This window comes from Reyranella sp. CPCC 100927 (genome assembly GCF_007859315.1).
In the GTDB taxonomy this organism is placed as follows: domain Bacteria; phylum Pseudomonadota; class Alphaproteobacteria; order Reyranellales; family Reyranellaceae; genus Vineibacter.
The window spans coordinates 64,361-87,877 of sequence record NZ_VOHA01000029.1 but is presented as its reverse complement, the minus strand read 5'-3'; the positions used below and the strand labels follow the sequence as shown (position 1 = coordinate 87,877).

Annotated in this window: 22 protein-coding genes; 14 read left to right on the top strand and 8 right to left on the bottom strand. The window is 67.4% G+C overall.

Annotated features, from left to right (window positions below; translation table 11 throughout):
• The first annotated feature begins 115 nt into the window (after positions 1-115).
• Positions 116-1,306, top strand: a complete 1,191-nt coding sequence (locus FQU96_RS42535; RefSeq protein WP_146546604.1) for a homoserine O-acetyltransferase — start codon at positions 116-118, stop codon at positions 1,304-1,306.
• Between the two features lie 5 nt (positions 1,307-1,311).
• Positions 1,312-1,947 carry a methionine biosynthesis protein MetW gene (gene metW / locus FQU96_RS37840; protein WP_218575030.1) on the top strand — a complete coding sequence of 212 codons (636 nt, stop codon included), beginning with the start codon at positions 1,312-1,314 and terminating at the stop codon, positions 1,945-1,947.
• 84 nt (positions 1,948-2,031) lie between these two features.
• Here the strand turns inward: metW and FQU96_RS37835 are convergent, their stop codons facing one another.
• Complete coding sequence (locus tag FQU96_RS37835; protein WP_146546602.1) at positions 2,032-2,520, bottom strand: YbaK/EbsC family protein; 489 nt, start codon at positions 2,518-2,520, stop codon at positions 2,032-2,034.
• Positions 2,521-2,558: 38 nt separating this feature from the next.
• A complete protein-coding gene (locus tag FQU96_RS37830) occupies positions 2,559-3,329 on the bottom strand; it encodes a class I SAM-dependent methyltransferase (protein WP_146546601.1) in 771 nt (256 codons plus the stop codon).
• Between the two features lie 132 nt (positions 3,330-3,461).
• On the opposite strand from FQU96_RS37830, the gene FQU96_RS37825 reads away from it, so the two are divergent.
• The 3 genes from FQU96_RS37825 (at position 3,462) to FQU96_RS37815 (ending at position 5,720) form a co-directional block, all read left to right on the top strand.
• Positions 3,462-4,079 (top strand): glutathione S-transferase, encoded by a 618-nt coding sequence (locus tag FQU96_RS37825; RefSeq protein WP_255468799.1) that lies wholly within the window; start codon positions 3,462-3,464, stop codon positions 4,077-4,079.
• A gap of 12 nt (positions 4,080-4,091) precedes the next feature.
• A complete protein-coding gene (locus tag FQU96_RS37820) occupies positions 4,092-4,529 on the top strand; it encodes a cupin domain-containing protein (RefSeq protein ID WP_146546600.1) in 438 nt (145 codons plus the stop codon).
• Positions 4,530-4,751: 222 nt separating this feature from the next.
• Positions 4,752-5,720 (top strand): DUF1499 domain-containing protein, encoded by a 969-nt coding sequence (locus FQU96_RS37815; protein WP_146546599.1) that lies wholly within the window; start codon positions 4,752-4,754, stop codon positions 5,718-5,720.
• Between the two features lie 55 nt (positions 5,721-5,775).
• Here the strand turns inward: FQU96_RS37815 and FQU96_RS37810 are convergent, their stop codons facing one another.
• Both FQU96_RS37810 and FQU96_RS37805 read right to left on the bottom strand, forming a co-directional pair.
• Positions 5,776-6,147 carry a hypothetical protein gene (locus FQU96_RS37810; protein ID WP_146546598.1) on the bottom strand — a complete coding sequence of 124 codons (372 nt, stop codon included), beginning with the start codon at positions 6,145-6,147 and terminating at the stop codon, positions 5,776-5,778.
• Positions 6,148-6,245: 98 nt separating this feature from the next.
• Entirely contained in the window at positions 6,246-6,650 is a 405-nt protein-coding gene (locus FQU96_RS37805) for a carboxymuconolactone decarboxylase family protein (protein WP_146546597.1), read from the bottom strand.
• 135 nt (positions 6,651-6,785) lie between these two features.
• On the opposite strand from FQU96_RS37805, the gene FQU96_RS37800 reads away from it, so the two are divergent.
• From FQU96_RS37800 to FQU96_RS37780, 5 genes are all read left to right on the top strand, one after another.
• Positions 6,786-7,448: a TetR/AcrR family transcriptional regulator gene (locus tag FQU96_RS37800; RefSeq protein ID WP_146546596.1), complete on the top strand. Its 663-nt coding sequence runs from the start codon at positions 6,786-6,788 to the stop codon at positions 7,446-7,448.
• Between the two features lie 95 nt (positions 7,449-7,543).
• Positions 7,544-8,299, top strand: a complete 756-nt coding sequence (locus FQU96_RS37795; RefSeq protein ID WP_178131039.1) for an alpha/beta fold hydrolase — start codon at positions 7,544-7,546, stop codon at positions 8,297-8,299.
• Between the two features lie 245 nt (positions 8,300-8,544).
• Entirely contained in the window at positions 8,545-9,957 is a 1,413-nt protein-coding gene (locus FQU96_RS37790; protein WP_146546594.1) for a cytochrome ubiquinol oxidase subunit I, read from the top strand.
• Positions 9,954-10,961, top strand: a complete 1,008-nt coding sequence (gene cydB, locus FQU96_RS37785) for a cytochrome d ubiquinol oxidase subunit II (RefSeq protein WP_146546593.1) — start codon at positions 9,954-9,956, stop codon at positions 10,959-10,961. The genes FQU96_RS37790 and cydB overlap by 4 nt, the downstream gene beginning before the upstream one ends.
• A gap of 1 nt (position 10,962) precedes the next feature.
• Positions 10,963-11,097, top strand: coding sequence for a DUF2474 family protein (locus tag FQU96_RS37780; RefSeq protein ID WP_146546592.1), 135 nt, complete (start codon positions 10,963-10,965; stop codon positions 11,095-11,097).
• A gap of 105 nt (positions 11,098-11,202) precedes the next feature.
• Here FQU96_RS37780 and FQU96_RS37775 read toward each other — a convergent pair whose 3' ends face one another.
• The 4 genes from FQU96_RS37775 to FQU96_RS37760 form a co-directional block, all read right to left on the bottom strand.
• On the bottom strand, positions 11,203-11,658 hold the full coding sequence (locus tag FQU96_RS37775; RefSeq protein ID WP_146546591.1) for a nuclear transport factor 2 family protein: 456 nt from the start codon (positions 11,656-11,658) through the stop codon (positions 11,203-11,205).
• 196 nt (positions 11,659-11,854) lie between these two features.
• Positions 11,855-12,577 carry an acetoacetyl-CoA reductase gene (gene phbB, locus FQU96_RS37770; protein ID WP_146546590.1) on the bottom strand — a complete coding sequence of 241 codons (723 nt, stop codon included), beginning with the start codon at positions 12,575-12,577 and terminating at the stop codon, positions 11,855-11,857.
• A 138-nt stretch (positions 12,578-12,715) separates the two neighbouring features.
• Positions 12,716-13,891 (bottom strand): acetyl-CoA C-acetyltransferase, encoded by a 1,176-nt coding sequence (locus FQU96_RS37765; protein WP_146546589.1) that lies wholly within the window; start codon positions 13,889-13,891, stop codon positions 12,716-12,718.
• A gap of 244 nt (positions 13,892-14,135) precedes the next feature.
• Positions 14,136-17,546 carry a carboxyl transferase domain-containing protein gene (locus FQU96_RS37760; RefSeq protein WP_146546588.1) on the bottom strand — a complete coding sequence of 1,137 codons (3,411 nt, stop codon included), beginning with the start codon at positions 17,544-17,546 and terminating at the stop codon, positions 14,136-14,138.
• Positions 17,547-17,658: 112 nt separating this feature from the next.
• Here FQU96_RS37760 and FQU96_RS37755 point away from each other — a divergent pair, with 112 nt between their 5' ends.
• From FQU96_RS37755 to FQU96_RS37740, 4 genes are all read left to right on the top strand, one after another.
• A complete protein-coding gene (locus tag FQU96_RS37755; protein ID WP_146546587.1) occupies positions 17,659-17,868 on the top strand; it encodes a hypothetical protein in 210 nt (69 codons plus the stop codon).
• A 110-nt stretch (positions 17,869-17,978) separates the two neighbouring features.
• Positions 17,979-19,505 (top strand): acyl-CoA synthetase, encoded by a 1,527-nt coding sequence (locus FQU96_RS37750; RefSeq protein WP_370461641.1) that lies wholly within the window; start codon positions 17,979-17,981, stop codon positions 19,503-19,505.
• A 125-nt stretch (positions 19,506-19,630) separates the two neighbouring features.
• The gene (locus tag FQU96_RS37745) at positions 19,631-21,343 is read left to right on the top strand and encodes an IlvD/Edd family dehydratase (protein ID WP_146546585.1); all 1,713 of its coding nucleotides are present in this window, start codon (positions 19,631-19,633) and stop codon (positions 21,341-21,343) included.
• A 180-nt stretch (positions 21,344-21,523) separates the two neighbouring features.
• The gene (locus FQU96_RS37740) at positions 21,524-23,245 is read left to right on the top strand and encodes an AMP-binding protein (protein ID WP_146546584.1); all 1,722 of its coding nucleotides are present in this window, start codon (positions 21,524-21,526) and stop codon (positions 23,243-23,245) included.
• Positions 23,246-23,517 lie beyond the last annotated feature (272 nt).

Here is a 23,517-nt window from a genome sequence, read left to right as displayed (position 1 = left end):
GAGAAAACTGTTACCCATGTGGTGAGCACAAACTGTTACCCATGTTGCGGCTGAAGACCTTTGGCCACCTCCCCCAACAAAGTTGGGGGAGGGACATGACGACGGGACCGTTCCCATGGATACCGCGCTGTCCGAGCCCGCCTCATCTGCTGCGTCAGCCGGGTCGACCGCTGCCGTCCGGCAGGCGCTGGCCGCCAGCCACCACGTGGTCCTGGGACCGCTGAAGCTGGATTGCGGCGTCACCCTCGACCGATACAGCGTCGCCTATCGCACCTATGGTGCACTCAACGCCGACAAATCCAATGCCGTGTTGATCTGCCATGCGCTGACCGGCGATCAGTTCGTGGCGGACACGCATCCGGTCACCGGAAAGCCGGGCTGGTGGGAAACCCTGGTCGGTCCCGGGCGGCCGCTGGATCCGGCAAAGTATTTCGTCATCTGCGCCAATGTGCTGGGCGGCTGCATGGGCAGCACCGGACCGCTCGATAGCGACCCGCGCACCGGCCAGCCCTACAACCTCAGCTTCCCGGTGATCACCATCGCCGACATGGTACGCGCTCAGGCCGGCCTGCTCGATCATCTTGGCGTGGCAAGCCTGTTCTGCGTCATCGGCGGATCGATGGGCGGCATGCTGGTGCTGCAATGGGCCGCGCAGCATCCCCAGCGGGTGTTCTCCGCCATCCCCATCGCCACCGCGGCACGTCATTCGGCCCAGAACATCGCCTTCCATGAGGTGGGACGGCAGGCGATCATGGCCGATCCCGACTGGCATGGCGGCAACTACGCCGTTCATGGCACACACCCGGCGCGTGGCCTGGCCGTCGCCCGCATGACGGCGCATATCACGTATCTCAGCGAAGCCGCGCTGCAGCGCAAGTTCGGCCGCCAGCTGCAGGGCAAGGATGCCCTGGGCTTCGGCTTCGATGCCGACTTCCAGGTCGAGAGCTACCTGCGTTACCAGGGCCGATCGTTCGTCGAACGCTTCGATGCCAACGCCTATCTCTACATCACGCGCGCAATGGACTATTTCGACCTCGCGGCCGCGCACGGCGGTTCACTGGCGACGGCGTTTCGCGGCGCGCCGACCCGCTTCTGCCTGATGTCGTTCACCAGCGACTGGCTGTTCCCGACGTCGGAGAGCCGCGAGGTGGTGCGGGCCCTCAATGCCGTCGCCGCCAACGTCTCCTTTGTCGAGGTCGAAAGCGACAAGGGCCACGACGCCTTCCTGCTCGACGAGCCCGAGATGTTCCGCACGCTGGAGGGCTTCCTGCGCGGCGCCGGCAACGCACGGGGCCTCAAGGCCTGACCACCATGGCCGTTTCCGATCAAAAGCCGGCGCCGCGCGACGGCATCCGCGTCGACCTGCAGCTGATCGCCGACATGGTGGCGCCGGGCACGCGCGTGCTGGATGTCGGCTGCGGCGACGGCGCCCTGCTCGATCATCTGGCGCGCTTCAAGCAGGTCGACGGCCGCGGCATGGAGCTGAGCCAGGCCGGCGTGAATGCCTGTGTCGCCCACGGACTGAGCGTCATCCAGGGCGATGCCGACACCGACCTGCAGCACTATCCCAGCGGCGCCTTTGATTACGTGATCCTGAGCCAGACCTTGCCGGCGACCCGTTCGCCGCGCGACGTGCTGGAGCAGATGCTGCGCGTGGGCCAGCACGCCATCGTGTCGTTCCCCAACTTCGCGCACTGGCAGGTCCGCCTGCGTCTGCTGTTCGGCGGCCACATGCCGCAAACCGACGCGCTGCCGCACCGCTGGTACGACACCCCCAACATCCATCTCTGCACCATCGACGACTTCCGCGACCTGTGCGCCGCCATGGGCGTCGTGGTCGAAAAGGCGATGGCCCTCGACCGCCGCGGCCACATCATCAGCGGCCTGCCCCTGCCGCTCGCCAACCTGATCGGCGAACAGGGCCTGTTCCTGCTGCGGCGGAAGTAGCGACGCTGTCATCCCGAGCGCAGCGAGGGATCCAGGCGCCGTTCCTAGACTAGATCCCTCGCTACGCTCGAGATGACAGATCATTCAACGGCTGGCGATTCTCGCTTCCACCGGCTTGGCGACGCGCAGCCAGTCCTGGGTGTCCATCTCCATCGAGCGGTCCAGGCGGCCGGCGTTGAAGAAGATGGTCGTGTGCGCCAGCAGGTCGGGATCGACGATGATCGAGAGTGCATCGTCGAACGTAAACGGCGGCACGCTGCCCATGGCGCAGCCGGTGATCTGCTGCGCCGTCTCGGGATTGGCGAAGCCGCACTTGCGCGCGCCGAAGTGCTGCGCGACGGCATTGAAATCGAGCTTGCGGCTGCCGGGCAGGATGGCGAGCACGTGCCGGCGCCCGCTGCCCTCGCCGCGCACATCCAGCACCATCGCCTTGGCGGCCTGGTCGGGATTGTTGCCGCGGATCACGCTGATCCTATCGGAGCGTCCCTCCGGCTCGTGCTCGATGACGCGGAACGTTGCGTTCTCGCGGCGCAGCAGATCGACAATGCGGTCGAAGACAGACGATTCGCTCACGGACGACTCCGGCACGGCGCAGGCGGGCGATGGAAGGATCAGTCGGTCGATCGCGCCGAGGGTGGCACGATACGGCCGGCCGCCGGCGACGGGCCGCGCGAGTGCGCCACCCGCAGGCGCGGGCGGGCCGGCGCAGGATGATGAGCAACGACGCCGGCGTGGATCTGCTTGCCGGCCTCGACGACCGCCACGCCGGCGAAACGGCTGAACAGGCGCCGGCCCATCTTCTCGACGGTGGGCGCCAGGCTCAGCATCAGCCGCGACCGGGTCGGCGGCAGATAGAGGGCGCGCGCCTCGCGCAGCGGCGTGAACATGTTGGCGCGCAGCAGGATGGCGAGCTGGCGCGCCGAATAGGGATGGCCGTGATAGAACGGCGAGCGATCGAACTGCGCCCACAGGCCGGTGCGGTTGGGCACCACGACCAGCATCCGCCCGCCGTCGGCCAGCACGCGCCAGGCTTCGCGCAGCAGCGGCCGGATCTGTTCGGCGCATTCCAGCGCATGCACGATCAACAGGCGATCGATCGAGCGGTCGGGCAACGGCAGGTCGATCTCCTCGACCAGGGTGGCGAGGTTGGCGCGTTCGTTGGGCCACGGCAGCACGCCCTGCGCCGCCGGCATCAGGGCCAGGACCCGTTCGGACTCATCCATGAACGGCCGCAGGAACGGCACCGCGTACCCCAGGCCGGCAACCCGCAGGCCGCGCACGTCGGGCCACAGTTCGCGCAACTGCGCCCGCAGCAGCCGCTGGGTCACCTGGCCCACGGTCTCGGCGTAGAAGTCGCGCAGGTCGACGACGTCGGTGAACATGCCCCTAATATATAGCACGGTTTGATGATTTCACCCCGTACCGGCCGTGACTTGCCCGAAACAGCGGTGCTAACGTCGCGCCGCGCCCACGCACGGTGACAGAACGTAAACCCAAGGGGAGAAGGATAGCGTATGGCCAATATGAAACTGATGTACTCGCCGACCTCGCCCTACGTGCGCAAGGTGATGGTGCTGGCGATCGAGGCCGGCCTCGACAAGAAGATCGACAAGGTAACGGTATCCACCACGCCCGTGGCACCGAACCCGGCGGTCGCCAAGATCAATCCGCTGGTCAAGGTCCCGGCGCTGAAGGCCGAGGGACTGGACCTCTACGACTCGCCGGTGATTTGCGAGTACCTCGACAGCAAGCACCGCAAGAAGAAATTCTTCCCGGCCAAGGGCAAGGCGCGGTTCAACGCGCTGCGCCAGCAGGCCCTGGCCGACGGCCTGATCGACGCTGCGATCCTGCTGCGCTACGAGAATACCTTGCGCGAGGAGCCCATGCGCAGCCCGGCCTGGCAGGAAGCGCAGATGAAGAAGATCCGCTGGGCGCTTGACCAGATGGAGAAGGAAGCCGGCACGCTCAGGGGCGCGCCCACCATCGGGCACATCACGTTCGCCTGCGCGCTGGGCTATCTCGACTTCCGCTATGCCGACGAGGGCTGGCGCAAGAGGCGCAAGAAGCTCACGGCCTGGTATGACAAGTTCGCCCAGCGTCCGTCGATGAAGTCGACGCTGCCGCCCGGCTGACGTTACCGCGCCGTGGATGCCGACGACCTGATCCGCCGCCTCGGGCTGCAACCGCATCCCGAAGGCGGCCATTTCGTCGAGACCTATCGCGCGCCGCCGGCCGACGGCACTGCCCGCGGCGCCACGACGGCCATCTACTTCCTGCTGAAGGCGGGCGAACGCTCGCACTGGCATGCCGTCGACGCCGTCGAGATCTGGCACTGGTACGCTGGCGCGCCCCTGGAACTCGCGATCTCGGACGACGGCCGTACCACGCGCTGCGTGATCCTGGGCACCGACTTCGCCGGCGGACAGCAGCCGCAGGCCGTCGTGCCGACGCGGGCCTGGCAGGCGGCGCGAACGCTGGGACCCTGGACGCTGGTCGGTTGCACGGTGTCCCCGGCGTTCGAATTCGCCGGGTTCACCCTGGCGCCTGCCGGCTGGTCGCCCGGCCAGGAGCTGCCAGGCTGACGGATGCCCGGGTTGATGGGTGAATGCCGGGCGGCGAAGCGCATTTGCACCTTATGTTCCAAATGAACCCAATGGAACATGCCGTGCCGCCATTCGAATCTACCGGATGATCACGCATCGGCGCGCGATTTGACCACGGACGATGAATCGTCGTGTCGTTGCCACTTCAATAACCCGGGTGCGCGCCTATCGCGCGCATGAGGCTGTGTTAGACTCGCACACATGCCGAGCCGCCGTCCGCCCAGCCCAGCCAAGGTACGCCTGGCTCGGCTGGTGTTCGGCCTGGGGTGGCTCGCGGCGCTCACGATCGCTTCGACGGGTCCGGCCTACCGCCGCGGTTTCATCGACGTCGCCGGCATCCAGACAACGTTCGGCCTCGGCACGTCGGCGGCGTTGGCTGCCATCATCGGTGGACTGGCGCTGTCGTTGCTGCTGCCCGCGCGCGAATACCGCCGCACCATCATCGCCACCGGCATCGGATGGCTGTATCGCGCGGCCGTGCTGTGCGTGTTCGGCGTGACGGTGATCTTCCTGGCGTCGCGCGCGGTACCCAGCCTGGGCGCCCGCACCGACTCCATGAAGCTGCTGGGCATTGCCGGTATCGGCGCCCTGGTCGCTGTCGCGCTGGGCATTCTGTGGGCCGCGGCACAGCCTGCCGGAACGGCACGGCCGGGGCTGCTCTCCACCCTGGTGGGCGTCACGCTGGGCATCGCCGCCGCCTACGTGCCGCTGAACTGGCGGATCGCGGCCGACACCCTGCCCCGCATCAACGACATCACCACCGATACGCTCCACCCGCCGGCCTTCATGGCCTTGCGCACATCAAACGACAGCGGCAATGGCGGTGACTATGCGGGTGAGCCTGTCGCGGCGGCACAGCGGGCGGGCTACCCGGATATCCGATCGCTGACCTTGAAGGAGCCGGCGGCCGAGGCCTTTGCTCGCATCGAGCGCACCGCGCGCGCATTGGGCTGGGAGATCGTGGGCGAGGACACGGCACAGGGCCGGCTGGAAGCCGTTGCCATCACCCGGTGGTTCGGCTTCAAGGACGATATCGTCGTCCGGCTGACGCCGGTGAGCGGCGGAACGAAGATCGACATCCGCTCGCGATCCCGCGTTGGCGTCAGCGACCTGGGCACCAATGCCGCCCGCGTCCGCCAATTCCTGGCCCGCCTGCAGCAAGCGCCCTGATGGCGCGCGCCGCGACCGGCCTGGATGGGCCGGCCGTGGCAACGGCTATCGCGGTTCAGCGCCGCCAGCCCACACGCTGTTCATCGTGACGGTTGCGATAGATGGCCCGGCTCTCCCGGTCGAGCATGCCGTCCAGACGCGCGCGTTCGCCCCGCGTCACGACACCATCGGCCTTGTAGCGCGCTTCGGCGCCGCGGATGCGGGACTCGCCCCATTCCAGGCGACGATATTCGCGCGGCGTCAGCGAACCGTCACGCACGCCGGCATAGATGCGGTCCTGCTGATGGCGCTCCCGCCAGTCGACGACCGGCGTGCGGGTACCAGTGTAACCGGTGTTCAGGCCCTGTGCCGAGGCGGCACTCGACAGACCGGCAACGACGAGCGCGCTCAACATGGTCAGGAGCGAAACGCGAGAGGCTACGGACATGAGGGGTCCTCGGGGACAATCGACAGCGGAAGCGGTGCCGTCTTATGGCTGCTTACGGCGCCACCGCCGACCGCATCCCTCGATTTTTGTTGGCAGTGTCAGGGTACCTTGAACACGTCGTCGACAGGTACCCGATAGCCGTTGGCCAGTCGGTTGGTTTCGTTGGCGAGGCCCACGACGGCCATGAGTTCACCGAACATGTCCTCGGTCATCCCCCGCTTGCGCGCCTGCGCCGTGTGCGAGGCCACACAATAGTCGCAGGCATTGGTCACCGAGACCGCGAGGTAGATCATCTCCTTGGTGCGCATGTCGAGCGCGCCGTCGGTCATCACGGCGCGCATGGTCGACCACATGCGCCGCATCTGCGCCGGGTGGCGTGCCATCGCCTTCCAGAAATTGTTGACCTGCCGCGGATCGATGCCACGCGCCGCCGCGATCTCGTCGAACACCGCCTTCGCCTCGGGCGCCGCCGCGTCGTACTCGATCAGGAAACCGTCAGACATGGACTCTCTCCGCCGTGTTTGAACAACAGCCTCAGCATGCGGCCGCGACCTGCCACCATCAACCCAAGCCTTGCATTTGCCAGCCGGCGATCCGCGTCGTAGTGTTGTCGATGTCAACTTCATGCCCGGAACGTGATGACCGATTCCGCTTCAGCCGAAGCAGCGCCGCCGCGCCGGCGCCGGCCGCGCGCCAAGCCGGCCAACCGCTATCATCACGGCGACCTGCGGGCAGCGCTGCTGGAGGAAGGCAAACGGCTGCTGGATCAGCAGGGCCCGGCAGCGCTGAGCTTGCGTGAGGTGGCGCGCCGGCTCGGCGTTTCGCATAACGCGCCCTACAAGCATTTCGCCACGCGCGAGGCCCTGCTGGCGGCGCTGGCCGCCGAGGGGTTTCGTCGGCTGGCGGCGCGCATGGCGGTCGATGCACGCGACAGCCTGCATGGCGCGGGCCTCGCCTATGTCGGGTTCGCGCTGGATGACCCCACGATCTTCCGGCTGATGTTCTCCGATGCAATCGACAAAGCCGGCTTCGCCGAGCTGCGCGCGGCGTCGTCTGCCAGTTTCGCGGCGCTGCGCACACGGGTTGCCGCCGTTGCCGGCGGGAACGACGTCGACCTGATGGCTGTCAGTGCCTGGTCCTTCGTGCACGGCCTGGCCAACCTGCTGATCGACGGGCAGGTGCCGTCCTCGATTGACGGCGGCCGCGACAGGATCGAGATCGCCGATCGCGTCTTGCGCACCTATGCAGGCTCATCGAAACGCACCCCGCGCACCGACACGAATCCGCTCGCGAGAACGTGAGCAGCTTGCCGCAAAGCTGCCATGGGCGGCAGCGTCAATGTCCTCCAGCCTGGTGGCGCCTCCACCACATGAAGAACACAACGCCCGGAGCGCCCATGCATCGCCGTTCCTTCCTGCGCACCGCGACCGTCGCAACGTTGGCAGGCGCCACCACGGCACGCGCCCAGGAAGCCTACAGTTTCGTACTGATCCACGGTGCCTGGCACGGCGCCTGGTGCTGGCAGCGCGTGGTGCCCATGCTGGAGTCGCGCGGGCATCGCGTCGAAGCACCGACCCTGGCGGGAGTCGGCGAGCGTGTCGGCGAACTCAGCGACGCCATCACGCTCGACACGCACATCGAGGAGATCGTCGACCTGCTGAGCACGCGCAAGCTGTGGAATACCGTACTGGTGGGGCACTCCTACGCCGGCGCGGTGATCACCGGTGTTGCCGACCGCGTGCCGCAGCGCCTGCGCCGCCTGGTGTTCCTCGATGCCGTGGTGCTGGAGAGCGGCCAGAGCCTGGGGCTGCCGGCCGGCCGCGATCCGCGACGGCCAGCCGCGATCCCGCCGCCGCCGGCAACGAATTTCGGCATTCCCAACCCGGCTGACCTGGCCTGGGTTCAGCAGAACCTCACCGCCCATCCGGCCCGCACCTTCGAGCCGCCGCTGATCCTGCAGAACCCGGTCGGCAACGGCATCCGGTGCATCTACGTCGCCTGCAACCGGCCGGCGATGATGGACCACGCACTGTTCCGGCGCATGGCACAGGTGAACCTCGGCTGGCAGATTCGCGAGCTGGCCACCGGCCACGACGCCATGGTGACAGCACCCGGCCCGCTGGTGGATCTGCTGGAAAAAGTCGCGGTGTAGACTCCCGGCCAGGGCCCGTCATCCCGAGCGCTGCGAGGGATCTTTCGCGAAGGGAGTCTCTGTTGCGCGGCGATCCCTCGCTGCGCTCGGGATGACGACGTGTCGCAACATTCACAGTTGCACACCTGTCGCAGCGACAACGCGTCCCCGCGCCAATCGTCCGGCTGTCGCTTAAATACGAAACGCGTTAGGATGATCAGAATGAAATGATGTGCCGGGCTCGCCGGCGCATCGGGAGAGACGGCATGCCCGACCTCTTCGATGCCTTGCTGTTGGCGCGCTTTCAGTTCGCCTTCGTCATCACGTTCCACATTGTCTTTCCGGCGTTTTCGATCGGTTTGGCCAGCTATCTGGCCGTGCTCGAAGGGCTGTGGCTGTGGACCGGCCGCGATGTCTACCTGCGGGTCTTCCGCTACTGGCTGAAGATATTTGCACTGGTGTTCGGCATGGGTGTCGTGTCGGGCGTGGTGATGGCCTACCAGATCGGCACCAACTGGGGCCCCTATGCCGACCGCACCGGACCGATCCTCGGCCCGCTGATGGGCTACGAAGTGCTGACGGCGTTCTTCCTCGAGGCCGGCTTCCTGGGCGTGATGCTGTTCGGCATGAACCGTGTCGGCCGTGGCCTGCATTTCTTCGCCACCATGATGGTGGCCATCGGCACGTTGATCTCGGCGTTCTGGATCCTGTCGGCCAACAGCTGGATGCAGACACCGACTGGACATGCCGTGGCGCCCAACGGGCAGTTCGTGCCGGTCGACTGGTGGGCCATCGTCTTCAACCCGTCATTCCCCTATCGCCTGGTGCACATGGTGCTGGCGGCCTACCTCACGACGGCGCTGGTCGTGGGCGCGGTCGGCGCCTGGCATCTGCTGCGCGACCGCTACAACGGATCGGCGCGCACGATGTTCTCCATGGCGATGTGGATGGCAGCCCTGGTGGCGCCGCTGCAGATCGTCGTCGGTGATTTTCATGGGCTCAATACGCTGAAGCACCAGCCGGCCAAGATCGCCGCGATGGAAGGCCACTTCGAGACCCAGCGCGGTGCACCCCTCATTCTTTTCGGCTGGCCTGATATGGCGGCCGAGACCACCCGCTATGCCATTGAGATCCCGCGCCTGGGCAGCCTGATCCTGACTCATGAATGGGACGGCGAGATCAAAGGCCTGAAGGAATGGCCGCGCGAGGACCGGCCCAACGCCACGATCGTATTCTGGTCGTTCCGGATCATGGTCGGCATCGGCGTGCTGATGGTGTTGCTGGGCCTGTGGAGCCTGCTGGGGCGCTGGCTCGGCTTTCTGTACGATGCGCCGTGGCTGCACCGCTTCGCCGTGGCCATGGGACCGGCCGGCTTCATCGCCGTGATCGCCGGCTGGATCACGACCGAGGTCGGCCGGCAGCCCTACACGGTGTATGGCCTGCTGCGCACATCCGAGTCGGTGTCGCCGATCGCGGCGCCGGCGGTGGCCACGTCGCTCGCCATCTTCGCGGTCGTCTACTTCGCTGTGTTCGGCACCGGCGTCTTTTACCTGATGCGCCTGATGCGCCAAGCGCCCACGGCCGACGAACCCGGGCCGATACCCGTTGCCGACGCCGCCAAACCGGCACTGGTCGGCGGTGCCGTCGGCCGCCTGACGGCAGGTGGAGAGGCGCCATGACCTTCGACCTGCCATTCCTGTGGGCCGGCCTGATCGCGTTCGCGGTGCTGGCCTACGTGATCCTCGACGGCTTCGACCTCGGCATCGGCATCCTCTTTCCCGCGATGCAGGATCCGCACGATCGCGATGTGGCGATCGACAGCATCGCACCGGTGTGGGACGGCAACGAGACCTGGCTGGTGCTGGGCGGCGGCGGGCTGTTCGCGGTCTTTCCGCTGGCCTATGCGATTGCGCTGCCGGCGCTCTACATGCCCATCACCTTGATGGTGGTGGCGCTGATCTTCCGCGGCGTCGCCTTCGAGTTCCGCCACCGCACGAATCGCGGCCGGCGCTTCTGGGACGGCGCTTTCGCCGGCGGCTCGCTGGTGGCCGCGTTGTGCCAGGGCATCGCGCTCGGCGCGCTGGTACAGGGCATCCGGATCGAGAACCGTGCCTATGCCGGCGGCTGGTGGGACTGGCTGACGCCGTTCAGCGTGCTCACCGGCCTGGCGCTGGTGACCGGCTACACGCTGCTGGGCGCGACGTGGCTGGTCTACAAGACACAGGGCGACCTGCAGGCGCGCTGCTTTCGCTGGTCCCTGCCGCTGGGCGCGGCGCTGCTGGCGTTCATTGTCATCGTGAGCGCCGTGACGCCGCTGCTCAATCCCACGTATGCCCAACGCTGGTTCGCCTGGCCGGCCGTTCTGTACGCCGCACCGGTGCCACTGCTGGTGGCGGCAACGGCGTTCGGCTTCTGGCGTGCCGTGCGCAACCGCCGCGAGCTGCTGCCGTTCCTGCTGGCGCTGGCGCTCTTCGTGCTGAGCTATGTCGGCCTCGGCATCAGTCTCTATCCGCACATCGTGCCACCGTCGGTCACGATCTGGTACGCCGCCGCACCCGAGGCGAGCCTGAAGTTCCTGCTGGCCGGCGCTGCCGTGCTGCTGCCGATCATCCTGATCTACACCGGCTACGCCTACTGGGTGTTCCGCGGCAAGGTGACACCCGGCAGCGGCTATCATCACTGACATGGCGCTGCCGGTTCCTGCCCATCCGCGCTGGCGCCGCCTCGGCTGGTTCATCCTGCTGTGGCTCGGCGGCGTCGCCGCGGTCGCGGGCATCGCGTATCTGCTGCGCATGGTGATGAAGCTGACGCTGACGTAGGTACGACCACGTCGCGATGATCACACGCTGGGCGCGCGCCACTCCGTGGCGCGTCATGGGGTGCTGAAAAGAAGACGCGCGACGGAGTCGCGCGCCCCCAGCGCGTCAACCCACGCTCGTACCGCCGTCACCGCGCAGCGGGTGTCCCGCGGCGAACACCTGTTGATGGCCGCCCAGCGTGTCCATGTATTCGCGCACGCGCGCGATGCGGCCGTCGCCGCATTCGAAGATGAAGCAATAGTCGTTGGCGTAGGCGATGCCGTTGGGCAGCCGCGCCGACATGCGCTCCTCGACCACGACAATGGGGCCGTCGGCGTGAAAGCCGCGAAACGTGATCGATACATCCGTGAAGAGACGTCGCATGCCGGTCGCGATGAAGGCCGCGATCGCGGCGGCGCCGACCATGTGATGCGTCACGTCGAGCGCGACGGCCGTGGCGTTGCCGGCCGGCGCCCGCCATTCGGCGTCGTCCGTAAAAAAAGCCGCGATCCGGTCGGGATCGCGGCTGGCGAAGGCAGCCCACGCTGCCTTGACGAGTGCTTTGCTGTCGTCGCTCTGCATGGACCTCACCTCTGTTCGGTGAGGTCCCTCTAGTGCGGATGGTACGGCCCGTGCTCGCGGTTTGCGGACGTCACAGGCAAGTGCCTTGGTTCCTGGGAGCGCGGGCGTCTCTCCGCGCGCGCTTCGGCGCTATGCACACAGGCGACCGCATAGCTTTTGCCGGGGAACGCGGGCCGCAGCCGCGCTCCCAGGAAGCTCAGTACATGTGCTGGCCGCCGTTGATGCTGAGCGTCGAGCCGGTGATGAAGCCGGCGTCGTCGGCGACCAGGAACACCACGCCGCGCGCGATCTCGTCGGCCTTGCCGAGCCGGCCGACGGGGATCTTGGCGACGATCTTCTCCAGCACCGGCGCCGGCACGGCCGAGACCATGTCGGTGTCGGTGTAGCCCGGCGCGATGGCGTTGACAGTGACGCCCTTGGCGGCGCCCTCCTGGGCCAGCGCCTTGGTGAAGCCGTGGATGCCCGACTTGGCGGCGGCGTAGTTGACCTGGCCGTACTGGCCGCCCTGGCCATTGATCGAGCCGATGTTGACGATGCGGCCGAAACCGCGGCCGTTCATGCCGTCCCACACCGCCTTGCAGACGTTGAAGCACGAGCCGAGGTTGGTATCGATCACGGCGTCCCAATGATCGCGGCTGAGCCGCTTCATGGTGCCGTCGCGCGTGATGCCGGCGTTGTTGACCACGACGTCAATCGGACCGAGATCCTTCTCGATCTGCGCCACCGCCGCCTGCACGGCGGCGAAGTCACCGACGTCGAACTTGTAGACGGCGATGCCGGTCTCACTCTTGAACTTCTTCGCGGCCTCATCGTTGCCGGCGTAATTCGCCGCCACGGTGTAGCCCTTGTCCTTCAACATTTTGGAGACGGCCGCGCCGATGCCGCGGGTGCCGCCAGTGACCAATGCCACGCGAGCCATGATATCCTCCCAGGTTACGCGTCTTGCTTGCCGGCCGTGCCTTGTCGCCGGCTGCCGGATGATCTTCTACCGAAAATGCTGCACTGCAGCAAGACCCTTGACAGTCATGCTGCAATGCAAAAACGATCTGTGAATCTTCTACGTCCGCTCGACGCACATGGCGATGCCCATGCCGCCGCCGATGCACAGGGTGGCGAGGCCCTTCTTGGCATCGCGCTTCTGCATCTCGAACAACAGGGTGGTGAGGATGCGTGCGCCCGAGGCCCCGATGGGGTGGCCGATGGCGATGGCGCCGCCATTGACGTTGAGCTTGGCGGGGTCGAGGCCCAGCTCCTTGCCGACCGCCAGCGCCTGGGCGGCGAATGCCTCGTTGGCCTCGACCAGGTCGAGGTCCTTGACCGTCCAGCCGGCCTTCTCGAGCGCCTTCTTGGTGGCGGTCACCGGGCCGATGCCCATGATCGACGGATCGACGCCGGTGGTGGCCCACGACACGATCTTGGCCATCGGCTTGACGCCGCGCTTCTTGGCCTCGTCCGCCGTCATCAACACCACGGCGGCGGCGCCGTCATTGATGCCCGAGGCGTTGCCGGCCGTCACCGAGCCGTCCTTGCTGAACGCCGGCCGCAGCTTGCCCAGCGCCTCGACCGTGGTGCCGTGGCGCGGGAACTCGTCGCTGTCGACGACGACGTCGCCCTTGCGGGTCTTCACGGTGACCGGGACGATCTCGTCCTTGAAGCGGCCGGCCTTCTGCGCCGCCTCAGCCTTGTTCTGCGATGAGCAGGCAAACGCGTCCTGCTCGGCGCGGGTGATCTGGTACTTCTGCGCCACGTTCTCGGCGGTGTTGCCCATGTGGTAGCCGTGGAAGGCGTCCCACAGGCCGTCCTTGAGCATGGAGTCGACGAACTTCAGCTCGCCCATCTTCACGCCGTCGCGGATATGCGCCACGTGCGGCGCCTGGCTCATGCTCTCCTGGCCGCCCACCACCATGATGTTGGCATCGCCGTTGCGGATCGCCTGGTAGCCCAGCGCCACCGCGCGCAGGCCCGAACCGCAGAGCTGGTTGATGGCGAACGCGGTCTTCTCGACCGGCACGCCGGCATTCACCGCCGCCTGGCGCGCCGGGTTCTGGCCCTGGCCGGCCTGCAGGATCTGGCCGAGGATGATCTCATCGACCTCTTCCGGCTTCACGCCGGCACGGTCCATCGCCCCTTTGACGGCAATCCTGCCCAGTTCATGCGCGGGCAGTCCGCCGAACGCGCCATTGAAACTACCCACTGGTGTGCGTGCTGCTGCGGCGATGACGATATCGGTCATGAACATCCCCTCCGGAAAGGCGGCGCGGCGCCCGAGGCGACCGCCACGACGCGGTGTGTGTGGCTACGCGGGACTTGCGACCGCCCCTGACTGTAGACCCGCCGTTCCCGCCGGCTCAAGCCGGCCCAGCGCTGTCCCTGGGCGATGTCGGCGGGCTTGTCGCACAGGTCATGCTGCAGCGCAACATGGAACGCGTGCATCGCATCCATGCATCTCGCTCCTTTGGTGACGCTGCGTTCATCAATCACCACGTATCCACCCATGCCCGCTTCTTGCCCTCGCGCGGCTTGGGCGGCGGCAAGGAGCGCAGGCCGCCCATGATCCAGCGGCGGGTGTCGGCGGGATCGATGACGTCGTCGATCTCGAACAGCGATGCGGCGCTCAATCCTTTTCCCTGCTCGTACATCTGCGCCACCATGCGATCGAAGAACGCCTTGCGTTCGGCGGGATCGGTGATGGCCGCGATCTCGTTGCGATAGCCGAGCTTGACCGCACCCTCGAGCCCCATCGGACCGAATTCGGCCGTGGGCCACGCCACGGCGAAGAACGGCGCGCGGAAGCTGCCGCCTACCATGCCCTGCGCGCCCAGGCCATACGCCTTGCGCAACACGACGGAGAACATCGGCACCGTGAGGTTGGCGCCGGTCACGAACACGCGGCTGCAATGGCGCACCAGCGCCGCCTTCTCGGCCTCGGGGCCCACCATGTTGCCCGGTGTGTCGCACAACGACAGCAGCGGGATGTCGAAGGCATCGCACAGCTGCATGAAGCGCGCCGCCTTGTCGGCAGCATCGCTGTCGATGGCGCCGCCCAGGTGCATCGCATTGTTGGCCAGCACGCCCATCGGCCGGCCCTCGATGCGGATGAACGCCGTGATCAGCGCACGCCCAAAGCGCGGTCGCAGTTCCAGCACCGAATCGGTATCGGCCAGGCTCGCAATCACCTGGCGCACGTCATAGACGCGCAGCCGGTTCTCCGGGATCAGCTTGCGCAGCCGGCGCTGATCGGCGCAGTCCCATTGCGCGACCGCGCCCTGGAAGTAGGAGAGATATTTCTTCGCGACCTGCGCCGCCTCCGGCTCGTCGGCGACGGCGATGTCGACCACGCCGTTGTTCACCTGCACGCTCATCGGTCCGACGTCCTCGGGCCGGAAGATGCCGAGCCCGCCGCCCTCGATCATGGCCGGGCCACCCATGCCGATATTGGCGTTGGCGGTGGCGATGATGACGTCGCAGCAGCCCAGCATCACTGCGTTGCCGGCGAAGCAGCGGCCCGACACCACGCCGACCAGCGGCACCAGGCCGGAGAGCTTGTTGAACAGCTCGAACGCGCGCACGTGAAGCTGGCCGGCGAACACGCCGTCGGTATCGCCGGGCCGGCCGCCGCCGCCTTCGGTGAAGAACACGATCGGCAGGCGCCAGTGCGTCGCCAGCTCGAACATGCGGTCCTTCTTCTCGTGGTTCTTGTAGCCCTGGGTGCCGGCGAGCACCGTGTAGTCGTAGGCGATCGCCGCCACCCGCGCCTGCGCATCGGGGAACAGGTCGCCGTTCACGCGGCCCAGGCCCATCACCATGCCGTCAGCCGGCGTGCGCTCGATCAGCTCCTCGAGCGTGTTGCGCTGGCGCCGCGCCGCCACGGCGAGCGAGCCATACTCGACGAACGAACCGGGATCGCACAGCGCGGCAATGTTCTCGCGCGCCGTGCGCTGACCGGTCTTGCGCCGGCGCGCCACGGCATCGGGCCGCGCCGCGTCCTGGGTGACACCCTGGCGCTTGAGCACTTCGGCGAGGTCGGGGCGGATCGCGTCGAGATCGCCGTCGTCGCTGCGCTCGGCCACGGCGCCGGCGACCTCGGCCGGCTCGATGAAGGCGAGCGCGTGCCCCTCGAACACGGTATCACCCTGCCCGACCGTGAGTTCGCGCACGATGCCGGCGGTGTCGGCGGCAATCACGTGCTCCATCTTCATCGCTTCCATCACCAGCACGGGCTGGCCGGCGCGCACGGTATCGCCGACACGCACCGAGAGGCTGACGATGGTGCCTTGCATGGGCGCCACCAGCGGCGTGGTGCCTTCCGGTCCCTCCGTTTCGCCAGCGGCACCCGCGACCAGTTCGTCGAAAGCGACGGCTGGCGCGGCGGTCTCCTGCTTGCCCAGCGCCAGGACAGCCAGTGGATCGGCGCTGTCGAGCTTCACGCCAGCCAGCCGCGGCGATGCCGTGGCGGCGCCCGCCGGCTCGAAGAACAGCCTGGCATGCTCGCCATTGTCCGTCGCCAGGAGGGCCGCGATGTGCGTTTCGACGAAGCGGGTATCGACGCGCCCGGCGATGACGTCGGGATGGCGCAGCAGGTTCTGCAGGAAGGCCGTGTTGGTGGCGACGCCGGCAATGCGGAACTCGCACACCGCGCGGTAAGCCTTGCCCAGGGCCGCCACCAGGTCGCCGGCGCCGGCGTGCACGATCAGCTTGCCCAGCAGCGAGTCGAAGCGCACGCCGGTGCGGTAGCCGGCGTAGCCGAAACCGTCGACCCGGATGCCGGGACCCGACGGCGGATCGTAGGCGACGAGCGTGCCGCCGGCGGGGCGACTGGTGCCGTCGGGCGCCATGGTCTCCATGTTGATGCGCACCTGCACCGCCGTGCCGCGCGGCGCCGGCACACGATCCTGCGTCAATCCCAACCCTGCCAGCGTTTCGCCGCCGGCGATCGCCAGTTGCAGGCGCACAAGGTCGAGGCCCAGCACTTCCTCGGTCACCGTGTGCTCGACCTGCAAGCGTGCATTGGCCTCGACGAAGAAGAACCGCGGCCGGGTGGCGGGTTGCGTCTCGACCAGGAACTCGACGGTGCCGAGACCGGCATAGCGGGAGGCCGCCGCGATCGTCGTGGCGGCCTCCAGCAGCGCCGCGCGCACCTCCGCCGGCAGATGTGTCGCCGGCGCGATCTCGATCAGCTTCTGGCGCTGGCGTTGCAGGGAGCAGTCGCGATCCCACAGATGGGCGACGGCACCGCTACCGTCACCCACCACCTGCACCTCGATATGACGCACGCGCGGCAGCAGCTGCTCGACATAGAGCGCGCCGTCGCCAAAGGCCTGTTGTGCTTCCGAGGCGCAGCGCGCATAGGCCTGTTCCAGTTCGTCGGGATGGTGCACTGGCCGCATGCCGCGACCGCCGCCGCCGGCCACAGCCTTGAGCATGACGGCGCTGCCCTCGCCCAGCTGCTCCATGAACTGGCGCGCCGCCGCGAGCGTGGTCGTCCCCGACGTGCCGGCCGGCACCGGGATCTTGCAGGCTTGCGCCAGCGCCCGCGCCTTGGCTTTGTCGCCGAAGACCGCCAGGGTCTCGGGCCGCGGGCCGACGAAGGTAAGGCCGGCCTCGGCGCAGCGCTGCGCAAACGCGGCGTTCTCGCTCAGGAAGCCGTAGCCGGGATGGATCGCATCGCAGCCGGCGTCCCGCGCGATGTCGATGATCTGCGCCATGTCGAGATACGCCGCCACGCCGGCACCCCGCAGCGGTCGCGCCTCGTCGACCTTGCGCGTGTGCAGCGACGCCGCGTCGTCCTCGGAAAAGACGCCTGTCGTGACAATGCCCATCTCGGCCGCCGTGCGGGCGATCCGGATCGCGATCTCCGCCCGGTTGGCGATCAACAACTTCCTGATCATGCGTCCTTCCCGTCCCTGGTGCCGGGCCGGTTGTGCCGGCCTCGGATCGCATGGAATATCCCGTTCGTACGGATCGCATCATGCGACGCCGACGCCCCGATGGGGAGCCCTGATGAAGCGACTGTTCCTCGCTACGACATTGCTGCTCGCCGGCATGGCATCAGCCCATGCCATCACCCTGGCCGAGGCCGTGCGCGACGGCTACGAGGTCAAGGCGGCCTCGATGGCCGGCGTGCAGACGCTGTTCATCGTGTTGCAGAAGGAGAAGACCGTCCTGGTCTGCGAGATGTCCGACACCAAACCCTGCCGCCTGTTCCGCTAGGCGGCCGAGCGCTCGCTCCATCCTGCCGGACGCAGCGAGATGTCTAGGCGCCAGCCTTGGTTCCTCGTTACGTTCGGCATGACAGACAAGAGGAGGATCGTATGGATGGGGTGATCGTCAGCGGCGCGCGCGAATTGAAACAGGCCACGTTGTTCGAGCGCGCGGCGCGGGCGGCATCGGGCTTCGCCGCGCTGGGCATCGGCGAGAATGGCGCCGTGGCGCTGGTTCTGCGCAACGACTTCGCCTTCTTCGAGGCCGCCATGGGCGCCGGCCTGGTCGGCGCCTATGCCGTGCCGGTGAACTGGCACTTCAAAGCCGACGAGGCCGGCTACATCGTCACGGATTGCGGCGCCAAGGCCGTGGTCGTGCACGCCGACCTGCTGCCGCAGATCAAGGACGGCATTCCCGCCGACGTCAGCGTCTTTGTCGTGCCGACGCCGCCGGAGATCCGCGATGCCTACGGCATCGCCGCCGATCTGTGTGCGGTGCCGCCGGGCGCAGTGGCGTGGGACGACTGGGTGGCGCGGCAGACACCGTGGAACCAGCCGCCGCGGCCGGCCCGCACCAACATGATCTACACCTCGGGCACCACCGGCCGACCCAAGGGCGTGCGCCGCGAGCCGGCGACACCCGAGATGCAGGCCGCTATGGGCGCCATGGTGGCACGCATCTTCGATATCCGGCCGGGCGATGGCATGCGCACCGTGGTCACCGGCCCGGTCTACCACTCGGCGCCGAACCTCTACGCCCTGTCGGCGGCGCGCGACGGCGGGCTGGTGATCCTGCAGCCGCGCTTCGATGCCGAGGACCTGCTGCGCCAGGTCGAGCAGCACCGCATCACGCATCTGCACATGGTGCCCACGATGTTCGTGCGGCTGCTGAAGCTACCGCCCGACGTGCGCCGCAAGTACGACCTGTCGTCGCTGAAATTCGTCACCCACGCCGCGGCACCCTGCCCGCCCGACGTGAAGCGCCAGATGATCGAATGGTGGGGGCCGATCATCAACGAGTACTACGGCGGCACCGAAACCGGCGGTGCCATCTTCCATAATTCGGAAGAAGCGCTGCGCAAGCCCGGCACGGTGGGCAAGCCCATTCCGGGCGCCGTGGTGAAGATCCTCGATGCCGCCGGCAAGGAACTCGGGCCGAACGACATCGGCGAGGTGTATCTGCGCATCGGCGGCTTCCCCGACTTCACCTACAACGGCATGGACGAGAAGCGCCGCGAGATCGAGCGCCAGGGCCTGATCACCTGCGGTGATGTCGGTTACGTCGACGACGACGGCTATCTGTTCCTGTGCGATCGCGTGCGCGACATGGTGATCTCCGGCGGCGTGAACATCTATCCGGCCGAGATCGAGGCGGTGCTGATCGGCATGCCGGGCGTGCAGGACTGCGCCGTGTTCGGCATTCCCGACGAGGAGTACGGCGAGTCGCTGGCCGCCTACGTCGAGCCGCAGGAAGGCGCCGACCTCACGGCCGATGCCGTGCGTACCTATCTGCGCGAACGCACCGCGGGCTACAAGGTGCCGAAGCTGGTCGAATTCCAGCATGGCCTGCCACGCGAGGACTCGGGCAAGATCTTCAAGCGCAAGCTCCGCGCGCCCTACTGGGAAAAGGCGGGGCGACAGATATAGAGTCTCCTGTCATCCCGAGCATAGCGAGGGATCTTTCGATGCAGACGCACGGTGCGCCACGCTGAAAGATCCCTCGCTGAGCTCGGGATGACAGGTGCGTGAGGCGATAATGAGAGGAGGCCACCATGGCCACGGGCATGCGCAAGGGACTGGCCAGCTATGGCGATCCCGGCTTTTCGCTGTTCCTGCGCAAGGCCTTCATCAAGGCCATGGGCTACAGCGACGATGCGCTCGACCGGCCGATCGTGGGCATCACCGACACCTTCAGCGACTTCAATCCCTGCCACGGCAACGTGCCCAAGCTGATCGACGCGGTGAAGCGTGGCGTCATGCTGGCCGGTGGGCTGCCGATGTCGTTTCCCACCGTGTCGATCCACGAGTCGTTCTCCAATCCCACCAGCATGTTCCTGCGCAACCTGATGGCGATGGACACCGAGGAGATGATCCGCGCCCAGCCGATGGACGCCGTGGTGCTGATCGGCGGCTGCGACAAGACCGTGCCGGCGCAGCTCATGGCGGCGGCCAGCGCCGACATCCCCGCCATCATGCTGGTGACCGGCCCGATGCTGGTCGGCCACTACAAGGGCGAGGTGCTGGGTGCCTGCACCGACTGCCGCCGCCTGTGGGGGCAACACCGCGCCGGCACCTTCTCCGAGGCCGAGATCGAAGAGGTGAGCGGCCGGCTGGCGCCCACCACCGGCACCTGCATGGTGATGGGCACGGCCAGCACCATGGCCTGCGTCACCGAGGCGCTGGGCATGTCGCTGCCGGGCAGCGGCTCCATCCCGGCGACGCACGCCGACCGGCTGCGCGCCGCCGAGGCGTCGGGCGCCCGCGCCGTCGCCTTGGCCAAGAACGGACCGCGGCCGCGCGAGATCATGACCAAGGATGCCTTCCGCAACGCGCTGGTGACCCTGCAGGCGCTGGGCGGCTCGACCAACGGACTGGTGCATCTGACGGCGATCGCCGGCCGCTGCGGTGTCGCGGTCGATCTCGACGAGGTCGACCAGCTGGGCCGCGACGTGCCGGTGCTGGCTGACCTCAAGCCGTCGGGCGAGCACTATCTCGAGCATTTCCACTGGGCCGGCGGCACCATGCGCATGCTGCGCGAGGTGCGCGAGCTGTTGGCGCTCGATGCCATGACGATATCAGGACAGACACTGGGCGCCGCGATCGACGCCGCCACCGACGTGCCGGGCCAGACCATCATCCGCACGCGCGCCACCGCGCTCAGCGCCACCGGTGCGATGGCGGTGCTGCGCGGCAACTTGGCGCCGCGCGGCGCCGTCATCAAGCAGTCCGCTGCGTCGGCGCATCTGATGCAGCACACCGGCCGCGCCGTGGTCTTCGACTCGGTCGAGGACATGACCCTGCGCATCGACGACGACAACCTCGACGTCACCAAGGACGACGTGCTGGTGCTGCGCAACGCCGGCCCCAAGGGTGCGCCGGGCATGCCCGAGGCTGGCTACATGCCGATCCCGCGCAAGCTCGCCCGCCAGGGCGTGAAGGACATGGTGCGCATATCGGATGCGCGCATGAGCGGCACGGCGTTCGGCACCATCGTGCTGCACATCACGCCGGAGGCTGCCATCGGCGGGCCGCTGTCACTGGTGCAGAGCGGCGATCGCATCACGCTCGACGTGCCGACGCGGCGCATCGAGCTGCTGGTCGACGCCGCGACGCTGGAGATGCGGCGCCAGGCCTGGCGCCCCCCGACCGAGGTCACGACCCCGGCACGCGGCTACGCCGGCCTGTTCCAGCGCAGCGTGCTGCAGGCAGACCAGGGGTGCGACTTCGATTTCCTGGTCGAAGCCCCGCGCACTGCGGCAGAGTGATCAAAGCAGTAGTGCGTCTGAGACAGGAAGATTCACCACAGAGACACAGAGGGGCACAGAGAAAGAGGAGATTGCGCGTTGAGGCGCACCTTGGTCTTTTCTCTGTGTTTCCTCTGTGCACTCTGTGTCTCTGTGGTGAATCTTCCAGGCGCCGCGACACATGATTGCCGGGAGAGTGGGATGCCAACGTTCCAAGAAGCACGTGAGTTCTTGTTGAAGCACCGCGTGGACTATGCTGCGGCCATCGCAGGCTTCCGCTGGCCCGAGCCCGTGCCGTTCAACTGGGCCCTGGACTGGTTCGATGCCGGCCTGGCGCAGGATCCGAAGAGCGGCGCCCGGCCGGCGCTGTGGATCGTCGACACCGCCAGCGGCAGCGAGACCAAGCTGAGCTTCACCGCGCTGTCGCGCCGCTCCAACCAGGTGGCGAACTATCTGCGCGGATTGGGCCTGCGGCGCGGCGATCACCTGCTGCTGGTGCTGGGTAACGTGGTGCCGTTGTGGGAGACAATGCTGGCGGCCATGAAACTGGGTGCCGTCGTGATCCCGGCCACGACCCTGCTGACCCAGGATGAGCTTGCCGATCGCCTTGAGCGCGGCCGCGCCCGCTTCGTCGTGGCGGGCGAGGACCAGGTCGCCAAGTTCAAGGGCCTGCCCACCGAAGGCATTACCAAAATCGTCACCGGCACGGCCAGCGACGCCGACTGGCGATCATATGCGGAATCCGCCGGCGAGCCGGACACCTTCACGCCGGACGGACCGACCGCGGCCGACGATCCGATGCTGCTCTATTTCACGTCGGGCACCACGTCGAAGCCGAAGCTGGTGCGGCACAGCCATCGCAGCTATCCGGTGGGTGCGCTCTCGACCATGTACTGGCTCGGCCTGCAGCCGGGCGACGTCCATATGAACATCTCGTCGCCGGGCTGGGCCAAGCATGCCTGGAGCTCGTTCTTCGCGCCCTGGAATGCCGGCGCCACCATCTTTGTCGTCAACCAGCCGCGCTTCGAGGCCAAGAGCCTGCTGGCGGTCCTGGAGCGCTGCGCCGTCACCACGATCTGCGCGCCGCCGACGGTCTGGCGCCTGCTGATCCAGGAGAACCTCGCCGCCTGCAAGATCGCGCTGCGCGAGGTGTGCAGCGCCGGCGAGCCGCTCAACCCCGAGGTCATCGAGCAGGTGAAGCAGGCCTGGAACCTGACCATCCGCGACGGCTACGGCCAGACCGAGACCACAGCCCAGATCGCCAATCCGCCAGGCCAGGTCGTCAAGGACGGCTCGATGGGCCGCCCGCTGCCGGGCTACACGATCGAGGTGCTGGATCCGGACGGCAACACGGCGCGCGAGGGCGAGGTCAGCATCACCCTGGGCAACAAGCGGCCGGCGGGCCTGATGCAGGGCTATCAGGACGCCGGCGGCGATGTGGCTGGCGCCGATGCAGCCGTCTACCGTACCGGCGATGTCGCCTATCTCGACGACGATGGCTACTTCCATTTCGTCGGCCGCGCCGACGATGTCTTCAAGTCGTCCGACTATCGCATCAGCCCGTTCGAACTGGAGAGCGTGCTGATCGAGCATGCCGCCGTCGCCGAGGCGGCGGTCGTGCCGGCACCCGATGCCATCCGGCTGTCGGTGCCCAAAGCCTATGTCGCGCTGGTGCCGGGATCGACGCCTGATGCGGCGACGGCACTGTCGATCTTCAAGCACACGCGCGCCCGCCTGGCGCCGTTCAAGCGCATCCGCCAGATCGAGTTCGTGACCGATCTGCCCAAGACCATCTCCGGCAAGATCCGTCGCGTGCAGCTGCGCCGCATCGAGCACGAGCGCGATGCGCAGCCGACCGGCGCGCGGATCCGGTTCGCGGAAACGGATTTCCCCGACCTTCAGTCGGATCGCACCACATCGTAGCGATGAGCACGGAGCGTGTTGTCAGGTCGGTTGCCGCGGACGCGGCCAGGAGCGGATCGTCTTCCGCCTTCCCCGCGCCAGGCGCGGGGAAGGCCAGTGGCTGTTACTTGCCCTTCGCCGGCTTCTTCGGCTTCTTGGGCTCCCTGCCGGATCTCTTCTGACCTTTAGCCATTGTCACCTCCCGCGTTGGTGCGAGACGGCAGCACTTTAGCACAAATTTGTAATGCCGCGCGCGCCATCGCGAACTTGGGAAGCTTCATGGTGAACCATGA

Coding starts and splice junctions, on each gene's coding strand:
- FQU96_RS42535 (WP_146546604.1), top strand. CDS start 116: ATGGATACCGCGCTGTCCGAGCCCGCCTCATCTGCTGCGTCAGCCGGG.
- metW (WP_218575030.1), top strand. CDS start 1,312: ATGGCCGTTTCCGATCAAAAGCCGGCGCCGCGCGACGGCATCCGCGTC.
- FQU96_RS37830 (WP_146546601.1), bottom strand. CDS start 3,329: ATGTTCACCGACGTCGTCGACCTGCGCGACTTCTACGCCGAGACCGTG.
- FQU96_RS37825 (WP_255468799.1), top strand. CDS start 3,462: ATGGCCAATATGAAACTGATGTACTCGCCGACCTCGCCCTACGTGCGC.
- FQU96_RS37815 (WP_146546599.1), top strand. CDS start 4,752: ATGCCGAGCCGCCGTCCGCCCAGCCCAGCCAAGGTACGCCTGGCTCGG.
- FQU96_RS37810 (WP_146546598.1), bottom strand. CDS start 6,147: ATGTCCGTAGCCTCTCGCGTTTCGCTCCTGACCATGTTGAGCGCGCTC.
- FQU96_RS37805 (WP_146546597.1), bottom strand. CDS start 6,650: ATGTCTGACGGTTTCCTGATCGAGTACGACGCGGCGGCGCCCGAGGCG.
- FQU96_RS37800 (WP_146546596.1), top strand. CDS start 6,786: ATGACCGATTCCGCTTCAGCCGAAGCAGCGCCGCCGCGCCGGCGCCGG.
- FQU96_RS37795 (WP_178131039.1), top strand. CDS start 7,544: ATGCATCGCCGTTCCTTCCTGCGCACCGCGACCGTCGCAACGTTGGCA.
- FQU96_RS37790 (WP_146546594.1), top strand. CDS start 8,545: ATGCCCGACCTCTTCGATGCCTTGCTGTTGGCGCGCTTTCAGTTCGCC.
- cydB (WP_146546593.1), top strand. CDS start 9,954: ATGACCTTCGACCTGCCATTCCTGTGGGCCGGCCTGATCGCGTTCGCG.
- FQU96_RS37780 (WP_146546592.1), top strand. CDS start 10,963: ATGGCGCTGCCGGTTCCTGCCCATCCGCGCTGGCGCCGCCTCGGCTGG.
- FQU96_RS37775 (WP_146546591.1), bottom strand. CDS start 11,658: ATGCAGAGCGACGACAGCAAAGCACTCGTCAAGGCAGCGTGGGCTGCC.
- phbB (WP_146546590.1), bottom strand. CDS start 12,577: ATGGCTCGCGTGGCATTGGTCACTGGCGGCACCCGCGGCATCGGCGCG.
- FQU96_RS37765 (WP_146546589.1), bottom strand. CDS start 13,891: ATGACCGATATCGTCATCGCCGCAGCAGCACGCACACCAGTGGGTAGT.
- FQU96_RS37760 (WP_146546588.1), bottom strand. CDS start 17,546: ATGATCAGGAAGTTGTTGATCGCCAACCGGGCGGAGATCGCGATCCGG.
- FQU96_RS37755 (WP_146546587.1), top strand. CDS start 17,659: ATGAAGCGACTGTTCCTCGCTACGACATTGCTGCTCGCCGGCATGGCA.
- FQU96_RS37745 (WP_146546585.1), top strand. CDS start 19,631: ATGGCCACGGGCATGCGCAAGGGACTGGCCAGCTATGGCGATCCCGGC.
- FQU96_RS37740 (WP_146546584.1), top strand. CDS start 21,524: ATGCCAACGTTCCAAGAAGCACGTGAGTTCTTGTTGAAGCACCGCGTG.